Origin of the sequence: Actinoplanes awajinensis subsp. mycoplanecinus (genome assembly GCF_001509495.1) — a bacterium.
In the GTDB taxonomy this organism is placed as follows: domain Bacteria; phylum Actinomycetota; class Actinomycetes; order Mycobacteriales; family Micromonosporaceae; genus Actinoplanes; species Actinoplanes palleronii.
In genome coordinates, this window is record NZ_LLZH01000230.1 from 1 (window position 1) to 288 (window position 288).

Below are 288 nucleotides of genomic sequence, written 5' to 3' on the forward strand. Positions count from 1 at the left end.
CAGACCGCTGCCACCGGGGTTCGCACCACCGGGCGCGTCCGGCACGTCCACCGACCCCAGCGTCGGCGCCTGCCAGTCCGCCTCGTCACCGGTCAGCAGGCCACCCGCGTCCGGGGCATCCGGCAGGCTCACGCCACCGGCGCCACCACCGGGTGCACCACCGCCCGGCATCCCGCCGCCGGGCATGCCACCCAGACCGCTGCCACCGGGGTTCGCACCACCGGGCGCGTCCGGCACGTCCACCGACCCCAGCGTCGGCGCCTGCCAGTCCGCCTCGTCACCGGTCAG

At 77.4% G+C, this 288-nt stretch carries 1 protein-coding gene; it reads right to left on the reverse strand.

Features of this window, described 5'->3' with window-relative positions; genetic code table 11:
• Nucleotides 1-288 (reverse strand): hypothetical protein (locus ADL15_RS54335; protein ID WP_198170967.1); only part of this gene is annotated, 288 nt, incomplete at both ends.